Genomic DNA, 18,148 nt, shown 5'->3' on the forward strand with positions numbered 1-18,148 from the left:
GGAGCTGCTAGCCCTTCACCCCCGTGAAGCCGAGCCCGGCGACGATGTGGCGCTGGAAGACCAGGAAGACGATCACCGGCGGGACCAGCGCGAGCACCATGGCGGCGATCAGCTGGTCCTGTGGCGCCTGGCCGGCCAGCACCGTCAGGGCGACGGCGATCGGCTGCTTCTGCGGGTCGGCGATGGCCACCAGCGGCCAGATGAAGTCCTTCCACGCGTGCATGACGGCGAGCAGGCTGATGACGGCGAGGATCGGCCGGCTCATCGGCAGCACGATGCTCCACAGCAGCCGCCAGGTGCCTGCGCCGTCGACCTTCGCGGCGTCGAACAGCTCTCGCGGCAGCGCGTCGAAGAACCCCTTCGCCAGCAGCACGTTGAACGCGTTGGCCCCGGCCGGCAGCCAGATGGCCCAGTACGTGTTGGCGATGTTGATGCCGAGGAACGGCAGGTCGATGATCGTCAGGAACAGGCTGACCATCGACACCGTGTACGGCACGAACATCGTCGCCAGGATCGCGCCGTACACGTACGGGCCGATGCGCGGGCGCAGCACCGACAGCGCGAACCCGGCGGTCGCGGCGACGAACAGCTGCACCGCCCACGAGCCGAGCACGATCCAGAGGCTGTTGAGCACGTACCGGCCGACCTGCAGCTCGTCCCAGGCCAGGGAGAGGTTGTCCAGACGCGCCTCGACCGGCCACAGCGCCAGCGGGTTCGTCACCAGCTCCGTCGGCGACGAGACCGCGCCCTTGACCGCCCAGTACAGCGGTCCGAGGCCGATCAGCACCAGCGCGATCAGGGTGAGGCCGTGGACGGTGAACAACGCGCCGCGGGTGCCCGGCCGGCGCCGGCTGCTCTCGGAGACGAATCCGGTCATGACGTGCTCCAGCTCCGGGTGGCCCGCAGGTACACCGCCGACAGCAGCGCCAGTGCGAGGGCGAGGAGGAAGGCCAGCGCCGCGGCCTGCCCGTAGTTGCCCTGCTGGAACCCGTACCGGAAGATCAGCAGGAGGACGGTGGTGGTGGCGTTCTGCGGCCCGCCGCCGGTGAACACGTAGGGCTCGGTGAACACCTGCACGGTGTTGATCAGCTGCCAGAGCAGCAGCAGCGCGATCACCGTGCGCAGCTGCGGCAGCATGACGTGCCAGATGCGCTGCCAGAGGTTCGCGCCGTCGATCTCGGCCGCCTCGTACAGCTCCTGCGGGATGCCGACCATCGCGGCGAGGTAGATCAGCACGGTGCCGCCCATGCCGGCCCAGGTCGACTCGAGGACGAGGCTGAGCATCGCGGTGTCCGGCGACTCCAGCCAGGGATACGGTCCCAGCCCGACTGTGCCGAGCAGCTCGTTGAACAGCCCGGCGCCGGGGTCGTAGAACCACTTCCACAGCAGCACCGACACCACCGGCGGGATCACCACCGGCAGGTAGACGAGGAACCGGTAGACGCCTCCGAGCCGGCGCACCGTCGACAGCACCGACGCCAGGATCAGCGGCGCCGGGAACCCGATCAGCACGCCGAGCCCGACGAACAGCAGCGTGTTCTGCACCGCGGTGCCGAGCAGCGGGTCGGCGAACAGCGCCTGGAAGTTGTCCAGGCCGACCCACGTGCTGGTGCCCATCAGGTCAGTCCGCTGGAAGCTGATGATCAGGCCGCGGACGATCGGCCACCACGCGAACAGGCCGAACACCAGGATCGCGGGCAGCAGGAAGAACAGCCCGACGAGCTCCCTGCGCCCGCCGGCACGCCACCGGCGGGAGCGGGCGGCCCGGACCTGCTGGGCCGCCTGCTCCTCGGCCGGACGGGTGACCGTCGCCGTCGTCACTGGTTCGTTCCTCCGGTCTACTGGACGGCGGCCGCGAGCTGCCGGTTGGCCTCGTCCTCCGCCGCCGCCAGCAGCGCGTCGACGTCGGCATCGGGGTCGGTCAGCACCGCCTGCACCACGGGGTCGAGCACCTGGTAGAGGGCCTGGGCGTTCAGCGGCGGCTCCGGCTGGAGCTCCAGCTCCGGGGTCCCGGCCAGGTAGGGCTGGAAGTTCTCCAGCTCGACGTTGACGTGCGGGGCGATCGCCTCGTTGATCAGCTGCTGCTGGGCGTCGTCGAACATCGGCAGCGTGGGGACGCCGACGGCGGCGGACGGGTCCTGCGCCAGCGCCTCGGCCTCGGCGGCCGCGACCTCGGGGTCGTACTGCGGCTCGGCGTAGTAGAAGACCATCCACTCCACCGCCGCCGCGGCCCGGTCCTCCGGCACCGACGCCGGCACCATGAAGATCTCGCCGCCGCTCATCGTGGCGCCGCCGCCGGCCTGCGGCATCGAGGTGACGCCGTAGTTCGCGGTGTCCTCCATGCCGAAGTTCTGCTTGGCCAGCCGGTACGTGCCGGGCGTGCCCATGAACATGCCGATCTGCCCTGCGGCGAACTGGCGGATGACGTCGTCCTGGTTGAGCAGCTGCGTCTCGCCCATCGACTGGTCGGTCCAGCGCATCTCGCGCAGCAGACCGAGCGAGTCGCGGACGGCGTCGTTCTGGAAGTCCGCGACGTAGGTGTCGCCGTCGGCCTTCTCCAGCTCGCCGCCGTGCGCGTACGCCAGCATCGTCAGCTGCCAGCCGCCCTGGCCGTCCTTCGACTCGTGGACGAAGCCGGCCACGCCGGTGGCGTCGCTGATCGCCTGCGCCGCGGCCCGGACGTCGTCCCAGGTCGCCGGCGGGGCGTCGGGGTCGAGGCCGGCCTGCTCGAACAGCGCCCGGTTGTAGACCAGGCCCAGCGCGAACGGCGAGCGCGGGATGCCGTAGACCTCGCCGTCGGCGTCGGAGATCGGCTCCAGCACCTGCGGGTTGAGTTCGCCGGCGTGCTCCCACTCGTCCAGGAACCCCGTGATCGGCTGCACCTGGCCGCGCTGGATCAGCCCCTGTGGCTCGGTGAGCGGGACGCGGATGACGTCCTCGACGCCACCGCCGGCCAGCAGGGCCGAGAACGTCTGCGGGTCGTACTCGTTGGTCGACGCCTCGACCCGGATGTCCGGGTGGAGCTCCTCGAACTCGTCGATCTTGGCGTTGAACTGGTCCTGGCCGGCCTGGTCGGTGCCCGGCGGCAGGCCCTGGACGCGGATGGTGACGGTGTCGCCGTCGCCGCCGCCCTCGCTGGCGCTGTCGTCGGCGCAGGCCGCGAGCAGTCCGGCGGCGAGCACGCCGCCCGCCAGCACGGCGGCGAGGCGGAACGGGCGTGGTGTAGCCATGGTGGTCATGTGCGCTCCCAAGGACTTCCTCGTACCTGGAGATGGGGACTGACGTTCGGCGCCTCGCGCTGCGGCGCGTGCGCTGGGTGCGGCGTTGCGCTTACGCGTCGTCGCGCCGGGCGAAGGTGGCCCGGCTGGCCGGGCCGGTCGTGCCGCGCGGGATCAGCCGCGACCCGACCTCGGTCACGGGCTGTGCGGGCTGACGCCCGTGGGCCAGCCCGATGAGCAGGTCGATGGCCTTGGTGGCCACCTCGTCGGGGGCGATCCTGATGGTGGTGAGCGACGGGGTCGAGACCGACGCCAGCAGGGTGTCGTCGATGCCGACCACGCTGACGTCGGCCGGCACGGAGGCGCCCAGCGCCGCCAGCTGGTGCAGGACGCCCATGGCCACGAGGTCGTTGTGGGCGAGGACCGCGGTCGCTCCGTGCGCGAGCACCAGCGGCGCGGCGTGCACGCCGGTCTCGAACCGGGGCTCGTACGGGCCGATCTCGATCAGGCCGAGGCCGTGGGCGTCGAAGGCCTCGCGTATCGACTTGGACCGCGACTGGTCCGGCCGGTTGCCGTTGCCGTCGACGAAGACGCACTGCTGGTGGCCGTACGCCTTGAGGTGCTCCGCGGCCTGGGCGATGCCGTCGGTGAGCGAGACGTGCACCTCGACGACGCCGGGGACGTGCCGGTTGACCAGCACGACCGGCATGCGGGCGGCGAGCTCGGCCAGCCGTTCCTCAGGCAGCATCGAGGCCCACAGGACCAGGCCGTCGACCTTCTTCGAGACCGCCGCGATGGTCTCGAGCTCGTCCGCCTCGCGCTCGTCGCTGTCGGCGACCAGCAGGGTGTAGCCCTGCCGCTTCGCGCGCTCCTGCATTGCCTTGAAGATCGGCGGGAAGAACGGGTTGGTGATGTCGGGGATGAGCAGCCCGAGCGACTCGGTGCGGCCCTCGCGCAGCGACCGCGCCGCCGGGTTGGGCGCGTAGCCGAGGCGGTCCGCGGCGTCCTTGACCCGCTGCCGGGTGACGGCGTTGACGAGGTCGGGGGTGTTGAGCGCCCGCGACACCGTCGAGACGGACACCCCGGCGGCCTTGGCGACCTCGCCGATCGTGACGGCCATGCGGTTCCTCCTCGACTCTGCGGTGAACGGGTGACGCGGCCCGCAGCATTGCAAACGTTTCTGATTCATGTCAAGAGGTGTCTATGCAGTAAACCCGGTCATAGGCTACCGTCTACTCCGCCGCGATGACTTGTTTGCGGTATCGTTTTCAGAGAGGACGCGGACGCCGATGAAGATCACCGGGTGCGAAGTGCTCACCCTTCCCGACCACGGCGACAGCATGATGCTGGTGGCGGTCGACACCGACGAGGGCATCCATGGCCTGGGCGAGGTGGGCATCCGGACCCGGCAGCGTGCGGTCGCCGGCGGCATCGAGCACCTGGCCGAGCTCATCGTCGGCGAGGACCCCACCCGGATCGAGTATCTCTGGCAGGTCATGTTCCGGCGCGGGTTCTTCCCGTCCGACCGGTTCCTCTCCGCCGCCATCGCCGCCATCGACGTGGCGCTGTGGGACATCCGCGGCAAGGCGCTGGGCGTGCCCGTGTACCAGCTCTTCGGCGGCCACGTCCGCGACGCCGTCCCCTGCTACGTCCACGTCGGCGACCAGTACCGCGGGCGCGAGGCGTTCCTCGACCGGTGCCGGTCGCTGGTCGACGAGGGCTGGCGGCACCTGCGCTTCGCCACCCCGCACGACGACGGCGTGCTCGACGCCCGGGCCAGCATGCGCGAGTCGATCGAGCTGGTGCACGCCGCGCGCGACGCCCTCGGCGACGGCGTCGAGCTGATCCTCGACGTGCACACCCGCCTCGACCCGCCCGAGGCGGTGACGCTCTGCCGCGAGATCGAGTCGGCCCGCCCCTACTTCGTCGAGGACCCACTCCGGGCGGAGTCGCTGGACAGCTACGAGATGCTGCGCCGGCGGACGGGCGTTCCGATCGCGACCGGCGAGGTGTTCGGCTCGAAGTGGGAGTTCCAGCGCCTCATCGAGCGCGACCTCATCGACTACGCGCGCGTCGACGTCGCGGTCGCGGCCGGCCTCACCGAGGCGAGGAAGATCGCCGCCACGGCCGAGACGCACTACGTCAAACTGGCCACGCACAACCCGCTGGGCCCGGTCACCGCCGCCGCGTCGCTGCAGCTCAACCTGGCCAGTCCCAACGTCGGCGTGCAGGAGCACCAGGTCGACCCCGAACCCGCGACGGCAGCGCTGTTCACCGCGCGGCCGGCCGTGCGGGCCGGCTGGGTCGAGCGCAACGAGCTGCCCGGCATCGGCGTCGACATCGACCGCGACGCGGCCCGGAAGTTGCGGGCTACCGCTGCCGAGCGGCCGCACCTGCGCACGCCCGACGGCGCCTACACCAACTGGTGAGGGAGTTTCGTCAGGCCAGGGCGTCGAGCACGGAGGCGACGTTGAACCAGACGGCCGCCCCCACGACGATCGCGAACGTGAGCAGCCACACGCCGCCGGGCACGAACGAGCGCCGCCCCATGAGGTGCGCGTCGGACTGTTCGACGCCGCGCCCGCTCGTGTGCGCGCGCACGACGGCCCACAGCCCGCGGACCGCGCCGACCGTCAGCAGCCAGGCGAACCCGTACACCACGACGGTGCACAGCCAGGCCGACCCGTACCAGCCGACCAGGCCGAACGCGATCCCCGTCGTCAACACGACGGCGACGGTCAGCCAACTGCGCGAGAGCAGGAACACCAGCGCCAGGCAGACCACCAGGATGCCGAGCGCCAGCCGGGCCCAGCCGTGCGTGGCCGCCCACACCAGCGCCCACCCGACGACGGCCGGCGCCGGGTAGCCCCACCACATGGTCCACAGCGTGCCCGGCGTGCTGTGCGACCAGAAGTTCGTGGCGCCGGACAGGTCGCCGCGCACCGTCACCCCGCGCAGCCGGAACCCCGCCGTCAGCGCCGCGACGACGTGGCCGAGCTCGTGCACGATGGTGACCGGGTAGCCGGCGAACCGCCAGGCCGGCCCGTACACCGCCAGCACCACGCCGGCCAGCGCGAACCCCAGCACCACGGAGGACGGCATGGTCGCCAGCGTCTCGTCGACCCGGACGTTCGCGAACCAGTCGCGCACCCCGTCGCTCGCCTCCGTCATCACCGCCCGACCCTACCCGTCCCCTCCCACAGGTCGTCGAAGCCGTGGCAGGCAGAGGTCCGGCCGGAAGGCCAGCAGCGCGGGGCGGAGCTGGTGGGCCGGCAGCCGGAGCGAGCCGCCGTCGCCCCCGCTCGGCACCCCGGTCCAGCGCGTGCGGCCGCGCGGCTCCAGGTCGTGCCGGTAGGCCAGGCGCAGCCGGATCGCCGGGTAGCGCACCAGCATCCCGGTGCCGAGGGCGTCCGGCCCCGCGTGCCGCGTCGCCGTCACGTCGGCCCCCATCCCGGGGGCCGGGACCGGAACCGGCGCGTTCTCGTGCAGGTAGACGTCCACGAAGCGGCGCCTCCCGGCCTGGCTCGCGACGATGTCGAGCGCACGCCGCGTGACGGCCACTTGCACCCACTCCCAGCTGACGGCGGTCCGCTCGAGCGCCCGCGGCCGCCACCGCCGCTTGCGGACGATCTCCAGCCCGTCGGCCGACACCAGGATGCCGACCCCGGCGGTCAGCCGCGGCAGCAGCCACAGCGAGACCGGCAGCGTGAGGCAGCAGAACAGGAACGGGACGAGGAGCACCAGCGCGACCAGCGCCGCCGCCACCGTCGGCAGGCCGAACGGGTCGTTCATCAGGTACCCGCCGCCGGCCAGCACCACGACCTGCGCGGCGATCGCGAGCAGCAGCCGCGGCCAGGTCTCTCCGTGATCCAGCCAGACCGGCCCGGCCGGACGGGGCACCTCCGGCGGCGCCGCGGTGTCGGGCACGACGGAGCCGCCGCTGCCGCCGTCGTACAAGAGGACCGCTGCCGGGCCGGCGGCCTGTGGCGGCGTGAACCACTGGTCGACCCCGCTGCCGGCGTAGAAGAGGTCCGGCCGCCACTCGGCCACCGCCTCGGCGACCTCCCGCGCGACCGGCGCGCCGAGCCGCAGCCGCGGCGCGGGGACCCGGATCCCGTCGATCTCGGTGTCGGCCTCGACGGCGACGTCGGTCGCGGCGAACGCCGGCAGGCCGGGCACCTCGCGCGCGAGGTACAGCTCGAGCCGCTCGCCGGGGCCGGGCGCGTTGACGACCTGCACGCCGTCCCAGCCGATGCGGGCCCAGCGGCCCCGGTGCCACCACTTGGCGTGCTCAGTGACGAGCAGCCCGCCGGCGTCGACGACGATCTCGCGACGGGCCGTGCTGCCCGGCAGGCGGTGCACCGTCCACGCCGTCAGGACCACCAGCAGCAGGCCCGCCGCCGCGGTGGTGAGCGTCAGCGCCCGGGTGCTGGAGTCCCACAGCTCCGCGCGGTCCCACCCGGTCAGCCACCCGAGCGGGACGGCCAGCATCAGGAAGACCAGCGCCAGGAGCACCAGCCAGCCGGTCCGCGCGGCGATGCCGGGTCCGGCGACCGGCACCGTGCGGGCGTCCTGCATGCGGTTCTCCTCGGGCTCGGGCGGGTGGTGCCCCAGGATCCTACGGGTCGCCCTGGTCCCGATATCCTTGATCGATACGGTCCCGGAGGCACCCGGGACTGTTGCACGTCTCCGCTGGGGGCACGGAGGTCCATCAGGTGCTGACCGCACGTGAGCACGCGCTGCGCGCAGGCGGGGCGTTCGCGTGCGCGCTCGTCCTCGGCGGCGCGCTGGCCTGGCAGGTCCACGACGTGTGGGCCGGGTCCGGCACCGTCGACCAGGCGCCGCGGCTGCTGATCGTGCTCGCCACGTCGGGCGGCGGTGACCGCGACTTCGACCTGACGGTCCAGACCAGCGTCGACGACGACGGCGACCTGTCGTTCGTCTACTACGGCCGCAGCCCGAGCCTGAAGGAGCAGTGGGACTACGTCCCGGTCGACGTCCAGGTGACGTTCGCGAGCAGCGGGCTCGACGCGCCGATCACCTGTGGCCCGGACGGCGCCGCGGCGGCCGACACCGGCTTCGACGAGCTGTCGGCCGGCGCGCAGATGGCGGTGAAGGTCGACCTCGCCAGCACCCGGCGGTCGGCGCTGAACTACCGCTCGGACGACGGCGACACCGTCGCCCCCGCGTCCGGTTCCGCCTCCGCCTCCGCCCCGGAGGCGCCGGACGAGAACCCGGCCGACGACCTCCCCGACCCGCACTCGGCCGAGTACCAGGTGTTCACCAGCACGCTCGGGCTGCTCACCGAGGACCACTCGACGACCAGCCGCTGGTACGACGAGGCGCAGAGCATCCTCTGGGCCGAGGAGTGCACCATCCCCGCCGAGTACGTCTGGCGCGAGTCGAAGAACTCGCTCTACGAGCTGGCGGCGCGCAAGACCTTCCTCATGCCGCAGGTCAACGTCGTCGCGCAGGCCGGCGACGACCTCGTGCACCAGACCGGCCTGACGGCGGGCACCACCGTCACCCGGCAGGCCGGACTCGACGTCCTCACGTCCTACCCGCCCTTCACCGTCGGCTACGACGGCTGGTCGACGACCCTCACGGGGCAGCGCAGCGGCACCAAGCTGATCTTCACCGAGCAGCCGGTGCTGATCCTCGAGGACCGCGACGCCGCCCAGCGCAAGGAGCTGGTGCTCCTGCTCTACGGCGTCGCGGCCGGCGCCGCCGGCTCACTCCTGGTCGCGTCGGTCGGCCACAGCGTCGCGGCCCTGGTGAAACGCGGCCGCGAGTAGGACGACGCCGTCACCTCGCGGCCCACTCGGCCCGGAGCTCCGGATAGGGATCCTCGAGCGGCTCGCGCGACGCTCGTGCGGCCGCCCGGACCACGTGCAGCCGTCCTGCCGCGACGTAGTAGCGCCCTCGGGTCGCCCCGCGCGTCTCGAGCAGTCCCACCTCGACGAGCCGGCTGAGGTCACGGGTCGCGGTGCGCTCTTCCAGGCCGGCCTGCTTGAGATAGGTGGAGCGCCGGAGTCGATAGCCCAGGACCGCCTCGTACAGCGGCTCGGTGACCCGCTCGGGCAGCTCGTCCATCTCGACGATCTGGTCGAGCATCTCCCAGATCGCGGCGGCTTCGTGCAGCCGTCGCTCGGCCGTCTGTGCCTGCATGTGGTGCGCGCGCAGCATGAATCGCACCCACATCGAGGTGTCCCGTTCGGGGTGCCAAGCGCCATGGCCGGTCGAGGCCAGAGCCCGGTAGTAGTCCTCGGTGTTCTCACCGAGCCACTCCTCGACGCTGGAGAACGGCGGCTCCACGATCTGCTCGCGAGCCAGCACCAAGGTCTGCAGGGCTCGGGCCATCCGTCCGTTGCCGTCCCGGAAGGGATGGATCATGACCAGGTTCAGGTGGGCCACTGCCGCCCGCACGATCGGGTCCGTTCCGTCGCTCTCACGCAGTCCGTCGACGAGTTCGTCCACCAGGTCGGGCACGCGCCGCGCGTCCGGGCCCTCGTAGACGATCCGGTCGTCGTGATCGTCGTGGACGTAGATCGGGCCGGAACGATACTGGCCCGGGCTCTTCGAGAGCGCATGCGACAGCATCATGAAGTGCATGCTCCGGATCGCCGACAGGTCCAGGACGAAGTACGGGTCGGCGGCCATCTGCAGGACGTAGCCCAGGGCCCGCCGGTAGCCCCGGATCTCTGCGAACGTCTCTTGGCTGGCGCTCAGCGGCTCTTCGTCGTCCAGAGCCGCCGCGGCGTCGTCGATCTCGACGTTGTAGCCCTCGATGCTGTTCGAACCACGGATGGCGCGGGCGAGCATGGTCCGGCGCAGGCCGCCCTGCCAGCGCCGAGGCGTCCGCAGCACATCGGCGAGTCGACTACGCGACGCGTGGATCGCCGCCAGGACGGCGAGGTCCTGAGTGCTCAGTTCCGGCGCGCGAAAGATCATGACGATGTCCCGATGTCCTTATCATTGAGACACCACCGTAGCACGGTGTCTCAATGATAGAGACATCAGGACATCGCCCCCGAGTCAGCCCTGCAGCCGCTCGAGGATGAGCTCGCGCGCCCGCTTGGCGTCGGCCTGGCCCTTGGTCGCCTTCATGATCGCGCCGATGAGCGCGCCCACCGCGCCGAGGTTGCCGCCGCGGATCTTCTCGGCGACGTCGGGCTGGGCGGCGATGGCGTCGTCGACGGCGGCACCGAGGGCGGCGTCGTCGTTCACGAGCACCAGCCCGCGCGCCTCGACCACCTCGTCGGGCGTACCCTCGCCGGCCAGCACGCCCTCGACGACCTGGCGGGCCAGCTTGTCGTTGAGCGACCCGGCAGCGATCAGCTCCTCGACCCGCGCCACCTCAGCAGCACTGATACCGGCGTCCTCGAGAGAAACGCCGCGCTCGTTGGCGACCCGGGCGACCTCGCCCAGCCACCACTTCTTCGCGCCGCCGGCCGAGGCGCCCTCGGCGACGGTGTCGAAGACCAGCGACAGCGCGCCGGCGTTGACGACGTCGCGCATCTCGAGGTCGGTGAAGCCCCACGCCTCCTGCAGCCGAGCCCGTCGCACCGACGGCGGCTCGGGCAGCGTGGCCCTCAGTTCGTCGACCCACTCGCGGGACGGGGCGACGGGGACGAGGTCGGGCTCCGGGAAGTACCGGTAGTCCTCGGCCTCTTCCTTGACGCGCCCGGAGGTGGTCTCGCCGGTGTCCTCGTGCCAGTGCCGGGTCTCTTGGATGATCGCGCCGCCCGACGAGATGACCGCGGCCTGACGGCGGATCTCGTACGTGACCGCGCGCTCGACCGACCGCAGCGAGTTGACGTTCTTCGTCTCGGTCCGCGTGCCGAACGGGTCGCCGGGCAGCCGCAGCGACACGTTGGCGTCGCAGCGCATCTGGCCCAGCTCCATGCGCGCCTCGGACACGCCGAGCGCCCGGATCAGCTCGCGCAGCTCGGTGACGTAGGCCCGCGCGACGGCCGGCGCCACCTCGGCCGGCACCTCGATGGGCATGGTGACGATCTCGATCAGCGGGATGCCGGAGCGGTTGTAGTCGAGCAGCGAGTGCGACGCGCCGTGGATGCGGCCGGTCGCGCCGCCGACGTGCAGCGACTTGCCGGTGTCCTCTTCCATGTGCGCCCGCTCGATGCCGATGCGGTACTCGACACCGTCGACGGTGACGTCCATGTACCCGTCGTACGCGATGGGCTCGTCGTACTGCGACGTCTGGAAGTTCTTCGGCATGTCCGGGTAGAAGTAGTTCTTCCGGGCGAACCGGCACCACTCGGCGATGCTGCAGTTCAGCGCCAGGCCGATGCGGATGGCCGACTCGACGGCGATCTTGTTGACCACCGGCAGCGAACCGGGCAGGCCGAGGCAGGTCGGGCAGGTCTGCGAGTTCGGCTCCGCACCGAACGCCGTCGAGCAGCCGCAGAACATCTTCGTGGCGGTGCCGAGCTCGACGTGCACCTCCATACCCATGACGGGCTCGTACGTCGCGATGGCCTCGTCGAACGAGGGCAGCGCGGTGGTCACCGTCATTCGTCGTCCTTCAGCTCGACCAGCGGCTTGTTGTCGTCCTGGGCCTCGCGGATCTCGCGAACGATGATCGCGATGGTGATGGCCACGGACAGGATGCTGAGGACCGCGTCGACCATGCGGAGCTTGTCGCCCTCGCGGCGCGCCTTCGTCAGGCTGCGTGCGGCGCCCACCGCGCCCATCGCCGATCCCCCGAACTTGGCCAGGTACTTGACGTTCATCAGCCGATCCCCTCCAACGCGGGTGCCTGTTCCAGCAACGTTCCCCCCCATTGCGCTGCGTATGCGCTCTCGACCGCCGCCCCCACCAGGTACAGGCGGTCGTCGGCCAGCACCGGCGCCATGACGTGCAGGCCCACGGGGAGCCCGTCCTCGTCGGCCAGCCCGACCGGGAAAGACGCCGACGCGTTGCCGGCGAGGTTGCTGGGAATGGTGCACAGGTCGTTCATGTACATGGCCAGCGGGTCGTCGACCTTCTCGCCGATGGGGAACGCCGTGGTGGGCGTCGTCGGCGAGACCAGCACGTCGACCTGCGCGAACGCGGCCTCGAAGTCGCGGGCGATGAGCGTGCGGACCTTCTGCGCCTGGCCGTAGTAGGCGTCGTAGTAGCCCGACGACAGCGCGTACGTGCCGAGCATGATGCGCCGCTTGGCCTCGGCCCCGAAGCCGGCGCCGCGGGTCAGGCTCATGACCTCTTCGGCGCTGCGGGTGCCGTCGTCGCCGACGCGCAGGCCGTAGCGCATGGCGTCGAACCGGGCCAGGTTCGAGGACACCTCGCTGGGCAGGATGAGGTAGTAGGCCGCGAGGCCGTACTGGAAGTGCGGGCAGGACACCTCGACGACCTCGGCGCCCAGCTTCGAGAGCAGGGCGACGGCGTCGTTGAAGCGGGCCTCGACGCCGGCCTGGTAGCCCTCGCCGCCGAGCTCCTTGACCACGCCGACACGCAGGCCGGTGAGGTCGCCCTCGGCCCCGCGCTTCGCCGCGCCGACGACGTCGGGCACCGGCTGGGCGATGCTGGTGGAGTCGAGCGGGTCGTGACCGGCGATGACGGTGTGCAGCAGGGCGGCGTCGAGCACCGTCCGCGCGCACGGTCCGGCCTGGTCGAGGCTGGACGCGCAGGCGATGAGGCCGTAGCGGCTCACTCCGCCGTACGTGGGCTTGACGCCGACGGTGCCGGTGACGGCGGCCGGCTGGCGGATCGAGCCGCCGGTGTCGGTGCCGATGGCCAGCGGCGCCTCGAACGCGGCCAACGCCGCGGCGCTGCCGCCGCCCGAGCCGCCCGGGATGCGGGTGAGGTTCCACGGGTTGCGCGTGGTGCCGAACGCCGAGTTCTCCGTCGACGACCCCATGGCGAACTCGTCGAGGTTCGTCTTGCCGAGGACGACGATGCCGGCCTCGCGCAGCCGCGTGGTGATGGTGGCGTCGTACGGCGGCCGCCAGCCCTCGAGGATCTTCGACCCGGCCGTCGTCGGCATGTCGGCCGTGGTGATGACGTCCTTGAGCGCCAGCGGGACGCCGGCGAGCGGGCCGAGCTCCTCGCCGTTGGCACGCTTCTGGTCGACGACGGCGGCAGCGGCCAGCGCGCTCTCGGCGTCGACGTGCAGGAACGCATGCACGCCCGCCTCGGCCGTGCCGTCGACCGCGGCGATGCGGTCGAGATGCGCCTGGGCGACCTCGACGGCGCTGACCTCACCTTGTGCGATGGCGGACGCGAGGTCGGCGGCGGTCTTGCGGGTGAGGCCGCTCATGCCTCCTCCCCCAGGATCTGCGGCACCCGGAAGCGGCCGTCCTCGGCGGCGGGCGCGGCGGCCAGGACCGCCTCGGCCGGCAGGCAGACGCGCGGCTCGTCCTCGCGGAACACGTTGGTCAGCGGCAGCGCATGCGACGTCGGCGGGATGTCGTCGGCCGCGACCTCGGTGACCTGCGCGACCGCACCGAGAATCTGGTCGAGCTGGCCGGCAAGGTGCTCCAGCTCGTCGGGGGCGAGGTCGAGGCGAGCGAGGCGCGCCAGGTGCGCGACCTCCTCGCGACTGATCGAGGGCATGGCGAACTCCATGGTCGGGGAACGGGTCCGATCCTATGGCGACGAGGACGGTGCTCGCTCACCACCCGCCGATCATCTTCACGGCCGGGTTCGCCGGGGTGATGAGGTGGGCTCCCCGTCCCCCTGCTGCCCAGTGTCTTAGCCGCGGGCGCACGCCTCAAGCCGGCGCCCGCTGTGGTTACGTCGCTGCTGTGGTTGGGGGGCTTCGGCTTGACCCGTGCACCCGCGACCAAGAACTCTGGCAGCTATCAGGGGGACGGGGAGACCCTGGGCACGCCTCGCCCCTTCGCGTGCCCGTTTCGCCCCGCTTTGGTGGGCCGTGGACAGCGATGATCATCAACGATCCGCTACATCACCACGATTACCCGAGCCCCAACACGATTGCAGGCGTATTGAGGCTCGGGTAATCATGGTGGGCGGCCCAGAAAACGCCCCCGAAATCCCACATCGTGGGATGGCGCGGGCCTCGAGGGCGAGTTCACCGGCCACAACCACGCAATTGAAGTCGCCACCCCGCACCCGTCGCCAGACTCCCCCCGTCCCAACCCCACGCACCGTAGGAATCAGCCGACCTCGAAGCGGTAGCCCATGCTCGGCTCGGTGATGAGGTGGACGGGGTGGGCGGGGTCGGGTTCGAGCTTGCGCCGCAGCTGCGCCGCGTACACCCGCAGGTATCCGGTCTCGCGCGAGTAGGCCGGCCCCCAGACCTCCTGCAGCAGCTGTTGGCGCGACACCAGGCGGCCGGCGTTGCGGACGAGCACCTCGAGCAGGTGCCACTCCGTCGGTGTCAGCCGCACGTCCGCGCCCGACCGCGACACCTTCTTGCGCGCCAGGTCGATCTGCAGCTCGCCGGCCACCACCACCGGCTCGCCTTCGCCAGAGGCACCAGGGAGCGAGCGCCGCCAGGCCGCCCGCAGCCGCGCGAGCAGCTCGTCCATGTCGAACGGCTTGGTGACGTAGTCGTCGGCGCCGGCGTCGAGCGCGCGGACCTTGTCCGACGAGTCCTGTCGCGCCGACAGCACGATGATCGGCACGGTGGTCCAGCCGCGCAGCCCGGCGATCACCTCGAGGCCGCTGATGTCGGGCAGGCCGAGGTCGAGGACGACGACGTCGGGGTGGCGTTCCGCCGCCGCCGTCAGCGCGCCCCGTCCGTCGGCGGCGGTGACGACGTCCCAGCCGCGGGCACGGAGGTTGATCGCCAGCGCCCGGGTCAGTGCGGGGACGTCATCGACGACGAGGACGCGCGGCCCGCTCACGACGCACCGACCGACGAGCCCAAGGGCAGCCGCAGCACCATCGTCAGTCCGCCGCCGGGAGTGTCGTCCGCCGTCAGGGAACCACCTAGCGCCTCCACGAAGCCGCGTGCCACCGCCAGCCCCAGCCCGACGGACCCGCCCACGCCGGAGGAGCCGTCGCCCAGGCGCTGGAACGGGCGGAACATCGACCCTTTCTCGGCCTCCTTCACGCCGGGCCCACGGTCGACCACCCGGATCTCGACGTCGGACCGCACGACCGCAGCGGACACCGTCACCGCCACCCCGTCGGGCGAGTAGCGGACGGCGTTCTCGACCACGTTGGCCAGTGCCCGCTCCAGCAGGCCGGCGTCGGTCGTGAGCAGCGGCAGCGTCTCCGGCACGTCCAGCACGACGGACCCGACGGGCACCCCACCGACAGCGCGCGGCACCACCTCGTCCAACGCCGCCGGCCGCAGCACCGGCCGGACGGTGTCGGTCTCGAGCCGCGACAGGTCGAGCAGGTTGTCGATCAGCCGCTCCAGCGAGTCGGTCGCCGACCCCACCGTCGCCAGCAGTTCGGCCTGGTCCGCCGCGTCGAAGGACACCTCGTCCTGGCGCAGGCTGGTCACCCCGGCCTTGATGGTGGCCAGCGGGGTGCGCAGGTCGTGCGAGACCGCCGCCAGCAGCGCCGTCCGGATCGCGTCGCCCTCCTCCAGCCGCCTGGCCTCGGCCGCCTGCGAGCGCAGCCGTTCCCGCTCCAGCACGACGGTGGCCTGCGCGGCGAACGCCTCGAGCACCCGCCGGTCACCGGCCTCGAGCACCGGCCCGCGCAGCGCCAGCGCCAGGTGCTCCGAGATCATCACCTCCGACGACCCCTCCTCCGGCGAGGCGCACGGCCGCCCGCCCGCGCACTCCACCGTCGTCCACAGCTCATGCGTGTCGTGCCGTTCCAGCAGCGTCACCGACTCCATCCCGAACCGCTCGCGCAGCCGCTCCAGGATCGCCAGGACGGTGTTCTCGCCGCGCAGCACCGACCCGGCCAGCGCGCTCAGCGTCTCGGCTTCAGCCCCGGCCCGGGAAGCCTGCAGCGTCCGCCGCGCGGCCAGGTCGACCACCGACGCCACCCCGACCGCGACCAGCACGAACACCACCAGCGCGAACGCGTTCTGCGGGTCGGCGATGGTCCACTCGTAGTACGGCGGCGTGAGGAACCAGTTGAGTAGCAGGCTGCCGAAGACCGCCGCCGTCACGGCCGGCCACAGCCCACCGAGCAGCGCGACGCCCACCGTCAGCGCCATGAACATCATGATGTCGATGGGCAGCTCGTGGATCTCGCGCAGCCACACGAGCACCCCGGTCAGCACGACCGCCCCGAGCACGGCGCACACCCACGCCAGCACGCGCCGGTTCCGGCTCAGCACCTCCGACCGCTGCGGCAGCGTGCCCTGACCGGCCCGCTCGTGGGTGACGACGTGGACGTCGATCGGCCCGGACTCGCGGACGACGCGCGCGCCGACGCCCTCGCGCAGCGACAGCTGCCAGCGCGGACGGCGGCTCACACCGACGACGATGAGCGCGGCGTTGACGCCCCGGGCGAACTCGAGGATCGCCTCGGCGACGTCCTCGCCGACGACCTGGTGGAACTCGCCGCCGAGCGTCTCGGTCAGCGCCCGCTGTCGCTCCAGCGCCCCCGGAGGCGCCCCCGTCAGCCCGTCGCTCCTGGAGACGTGGACGGCAAGCAGCTCACCCCCCGCCCCACGCCCCACGATCCGCGCGGCCCGGCGCAGCAGCGTCTCGCCCTCGGGCCCGCCGGTCAGCGCCACGACCACCCGCTCGCGGGTGTGCCAGGGCGCCTCGATGCCCTCGTCGACGCGGTACTTCTCCAGCGCGTCGTCGACCCGGTCGGCCAGCCAGAGCAGCGCCAGCTCGCGCAGCGCCGTCAGGTTGCCGACGCGGAAGTAGTGCGCCAGCGCGGCGTCGACCTTCTCCGCGGCGTATACGTTGCCGTGCGCGAGCCGCCGCCGCAGCGCCTCGGGCGACATGTCGACCAGCTCGATCTGGTCGGCCCGCCGGACGACCTCGTCGGGGATGGTCTCGCGCTGGGTGACGCCGGTGATCGAGGCGACGACGTCGTTCAGCGACTCCAGGTGCTGGATGTTGACGGTCGTGATGACGTCGATGCCGGCGGCGAGCAGGTCGTCGACGTCCTGCCATCTCTTGGCGTTGCGCGAGCCGGGCACGTTGGTGTGCGCCAGCTCGTCGATCAGCGCCACCTCGGGCCGCCGGTGCAGGATCGCCTCGAGGTCCATTTCCTGGAACTCGGTCCCGCGGTACACGACCGGACGCCGCGGGACGACCTCGATGCCCTCGAGCAGCTCCTCGGTGTGCGGCCGGCCGTGCGTCTCGACCAGCCCGGCCACGACGTCGGTGCCGCGCGAGCGCCGGCGGTGGCCCTCGGACAGCATGTCGAAGGTCTTGCCGACACCCGGCGCGGCACCAAGGTAGACGCGTAGACGTCCTCGCGTCATGACGCGTCCAGGTCCTCCAGCGCGAGGTTGAGCTCGAGCACGTCGACCCGCTCCCCGCCCAGGATCCCGAGGATCCGGCCCTGCGTGTGCTCCGACACCAGCTCGGCGACGGCGTCAGCCGAGAGTCCGCGGGCCTCGGCCACGCGCTCGACCTGGATCTCGGCGTACGCCGGGGAGATGTGCGGGTCCAGGCCGCTGCCCGACGCGGTGATCGCGTCCGGCGGCACATCGGCCGGATCCACCCCGTTCTCGGACGCCACCGCGGCCCGCCGCTCCTCCACCGTCGCCAGCAGGTCGGCGCTCTCCGGGCCGAGGTTCGACCCTGAGCTGGCGAGCGGGTCGTACCCGTCGCCGGCCGCCGAGGGCCGCGAGTGGAACCACTCGTCGCCCTCGAAGGTCTGCCCGATCAGGGACGACCCGACGACCTCGCCGTCGCGCGACACCAGCGAGCCGTCGGCCTGATCGCCGAACGCCACCTGCGAGACGCCGGTGACGGCCAGCGGATAGGCGATGCCCAGGATGACGGTGAACAGCAGCAGGACACGCAGCCCCGCCCAGCTCTGCCGCATCAGTCCAACCAGATTCAACGAAC

16 protein-coding genes are annotated in these 18,148 nt (G+C 71.9%); 2 read left to right on the forward strand and 14 right to left on the reverse strand.

Features of this window, described 5'->3' with window-relative positions:
- Window positions 1-7: 7 nt before the first annotated feature.
- From HD601_RS25420 to HD601_RS25435, 4 genes are all read right to left on the reverse strand, one after another.
- Window positions 8-877, reverse strand: coding sequence for a carbohydrate ABC transporter permease (locus HD601_RS25420; RefSeq protein WP_184826654.1), 870 nt, complete (start codon window positions 875-877; stop codon window positions 8-10).
- Window positions 874-1,821: an ABC transporter permease subunit gene (locus HD601_RS25425; protein WP_184826656.1), complete on the reverse strand. Its 948-nt coding sequence runs from the start codon at window positions 1,819-1,821 to the stop codon at window positions 874-876. The genes HD601_RS25420 and HD601_RS25425 overlap by 4 nt, the downstream gene beginning before the upstream one ends.
- A gap of 17 nt (window positions 1,822-1,838) precedes the next feature.
- A complete protein-coding gene (locus tag HD601_RS25430) occupies window positions 1,839-3,239 on the reverse strand; it encodes an ABC transporter substrate-binding protein (protein WP_184826658.1) in 1,401 nt (466 codons plus the stop codon).
- 91 nt (window positions 3,240-3,330) lie between these two features.
- Window positions 3,331-4,338, reverse strand: a complete 1,008-nt coding sequence (locus HD601_RS25435; protein WP_184826660.1) for a LacI family DNA-binding transcriptional regulator — start codon at window positions 4,336-4,338, stop codon at window positions 3,331-3,333.
- A gap of 169 nt (window positions 4,339-4,507) precedes the next feature.
- On the opposite strand from HD601_RS25435, the gene HD601_RS25440 reads away from it, so the two are divergent.
- Window positions 4,508-5,647: a mandelate racemase/muconate lactonizing enzyme family protein gene (locus tag HD601_RS25440; protein ID WP_184826662.1), complete on the forward strand. Its 1,140-nt coding sequence runs from the start codon at window positions 4,508-4,510 to the stop codon at window positions 5,645-5,647.
- A gap of 10 nt (window positions 5,648-5,657) precedes the next feature.
- Here the strand turns inward: HD601_RS25440 and HD601_RS25445 are convergent, their stop codons facing one another.
- Together HD601_RS25445 and HD601_RS25450 are read right to left on the reverse strand one after the other, a co-directional pair.
- The gene (locus tag HD601_RS25445; protein ID WP_184826664.1) at window positions 5,658-6,389 is read right to left on the reverse strand and encodes a M50 family metallopeptidase; all 732 of its coding nucleotides are present in this window, start codon (window positions 6,387-6,389) and stop codon (window positions 5,658-5,660) included.
- Window positions 6,390-6,401: 12 nt separating this feature from the next.
- Window positions 6,402-7,796, reverse strand: coding sequence for a hypothetical protein (locus HD601_RS25450; RefSeq protein WP_184826666.1), 1,395 nt, complete (start codon window positions 7,794-7,796; stop codon window positions 6,402-6,404).
- Window positions 7,797-7,933: 137 nt separating this feature from the next.
- Between HD601_RS25450 and HD601_RS25455 the strand changes: the two genes are divergently transcribed.
- Window positions 7,934-9,013, forward strand: a complete 1,080-nt coding sequence (locus HD601_RS25455; protein WP_184826668.1) for a hypothetical protein — start codon at window positions 7,934-7,936, stop codon at window positions 9,011-9,013.
- A gap of 10 nt (window positions 9,014-9,023) precedes the next feature.
- On the opposite strand, the gene HD601_RS25460 is transcribed toward HD601_RS25455, so the two are convergent.
- From HD601_RS25460 to kdpC, 8 genes are all read right to left on the reverse strand, one after another.
- Window positions 9,024-10,169: a Fic family protein gene (locus HD601_RS25460; protein ID WP_184826670.1), complete on the reverse strand. Its 1,146-nt coding sequence runs from the start codon at window positions 10,167-10,169 to the stop codon at window positions 9,024-9,026.
- 84 nt (window positions 10,170-10,253) lie between these two features.
- A complete protein-coding gene (gene gatB, locus HD601_RS25465; protein ID WP_184826673.1) occupies window positions 10,254-11,753 on the reverse strand; it encodes an Asp-tRNA(Asn)/Glu-tRNA(Gln) amidotransferase subunit GatB in 1,500 nt (499 codons plus the stop codon).
- Entirely contained in the window at window positions 11,750-11,971 is a 222-nt protein-coding gene (locus HD601_RS25470; RefSeq protein ID WP_184826676.1) for a hypothetical protein, read from the reverse strand. The genes gatB and HD601_RS25470 overlap by 4 nt, the downstream gene beginning before the upstream one ends.
- Window positions 11,971-13,497, reverse strand: a complete 1,527-nt coding sequence (gatA, locus tag HD601_RS25475; protein WP_184826678.1) for an Asp-tRNA(Asn)/Glu-tRNA(Gln) amidotransferase subunit GatA — start codon at window positions 13,495-13,497, stop codon at window positions 11,971-11,973. The genes HD601_RS25470 and gatA overlap by 1 nt, the downstream gene beginning before the upstream one ends.
- On the reverse strand, window positions 13,494-13,793 hold the full coding sequence (gatC, locus tag HD601_RS25480; protein ID WP_184826679.1) for an Asp-tRNA(Asn)/Glu-tRNA(Gln) amidotransferase subunit GatC: 300 nt from the start codon (window positions 13,791-13,793) through the stop codon (window positions 13,494-13,496). Before gatC ends, gatA begins: the two co-directional genes overlap by 4 nt.
- A 563-nt stretch (window positions 13,794-14,356) precedes the next feature.
- A complete protein-coding gene (locus HD601_RS36025) occupies window positions 14,357-15,049 on the reverse strand; it encodes a response regulator (RefSeq protein ID WP_184826681.1) in 693 nt (230 codons plus the stop codon).
- Window positions 15,046-17,556: a sensor histidine kinase gene (locus HD601_RS25490; RefSeq protein ID WP_184826683.1), complete on the reverse strand. Its 2,511-nt coding sequence runs from the start codon at window positions 17,554-17,556 to the stop codon at window positions 15,046-15,048. The genes HD601_RS36025 and HD601_RS25490 overlap by 4 nt, the downstream gene beginning before the upstream one ends.
- Window positions 17,553-18,125 (reverse strand): potassium-transporting ATPase subunit KdpC, encoded by a 573-nt coding sequence (kdpC, locus tag HD601_RS25495; protein ID WP_184826685.1) that lies wholly within the window; start codon window positions 18,123-18,125, stop codon window positions 17,553-17,555. Before kdpC ends, HD601_RS25490 begins: the two co-directional genes overlap by 4 nt.
- Window positions 18,126-18,148 lie beyond the last annotated feature (23 nt).

This window comes from Jiangella mangrovi (assembly GCF_014204975.1).
GTDB lineage: Bacteria > Actinomycetota > Actinomycetes > Jiangellales > Jiangellaceae > Jiangella > Jiangella mangrovi.

Bases quoted from the DNA above. Each gene is read 5' to 3' on its own strand.
- HD601_RS25450 (WP_184826666.1), bottom strand. From the start codon at position 7,796: ATGCAGGACGCCCGCACGGTGCCGGTCGCCGGACCCGGCATCGCCGCG.
- kdpC (WP_184826685.1), bottom strand. From the start codon at position 18,125: ATGCGGCAGAGCTGGGCGGGGCTGCGTGTCCTGCTGCTGTTCACCGTC.
- HD601_RS25435 (WP_184826660.1), bottom strand. From the start codon at position 4,338: ATGGCCGTCACGATCGGCGAGGTCGCCAAGGCCGCCGGGGTGTCCGTC.
- HD601_RS25490 (WP_184826683.1), bottom strand. From the start codon at position 17,556: ATGACGCGAGGACGTCTACGCGTCTACCTTGGTGCCGCGCCGGGTGTC.
- HD601_RS25445 (WP_184826664.1), bottom strand. From the start codon at position 6,389: ATGACGGAGGCGAGCGACGGGGTGCGCGACTGGTTCGCGAACGTCCGG.
- HD601_RS25470 (WP_184826676.1), bottom strand. From the start codon at position 11,971: ATGAACGTCAAGTACCTGGCCAAGTTCGGGGGATCGGCGATGGGCGCG.
- HD601_RS25420 (WP_184826654.1), bottom strand. From the start codon at position 877: ATGACCGGATTCGTCTCCGAGAGCAGCCGGCGCCGGCCGGGCACCCGC.
- gatC (WP_184826679.1), bottom strand. From the start codon at position 13,793: ATGCCCTCGATCAGTCGCGAGGAGGTCGCGCACCTGGCGCGCCTCGCT.
- gatB (WP_184826673.1), bottom strand. From the start codon at position 11,753: ATGACGGTGACCACCGCGCTGCCCTCGTTCGACGAGGCCATCGCGACG.
- HD601_RS25460 (WP_184826670.1), bottom strand. From the start codon at position 10,169: ATGATCTTTCGCGCGCCGGAACTGAGCACTCAGGACCTCGCCGTCCTG.
- gatA (WP_184826678.1), bottom strand. From the start codon at position 13,497: ATGAGCGGCCTCACCCGCAAGACCGCCGCCGACCTCGCGTCCGCCATC.
- HD601_RS25430 (WP_184826658.1), bottom strand. From the start codon at position 3,239: ATGACCACCATGGCTACACCACGCCCGTTCCGCCTCGCCGCCGTGCTG.
- HD601_RS25440 (WP_184826662.1), top strand. From the start codon at position 4,508: ATGAAGATCACCGGGTGCGAAGTGCTCACCCTTCCCGACCACGGCGAC.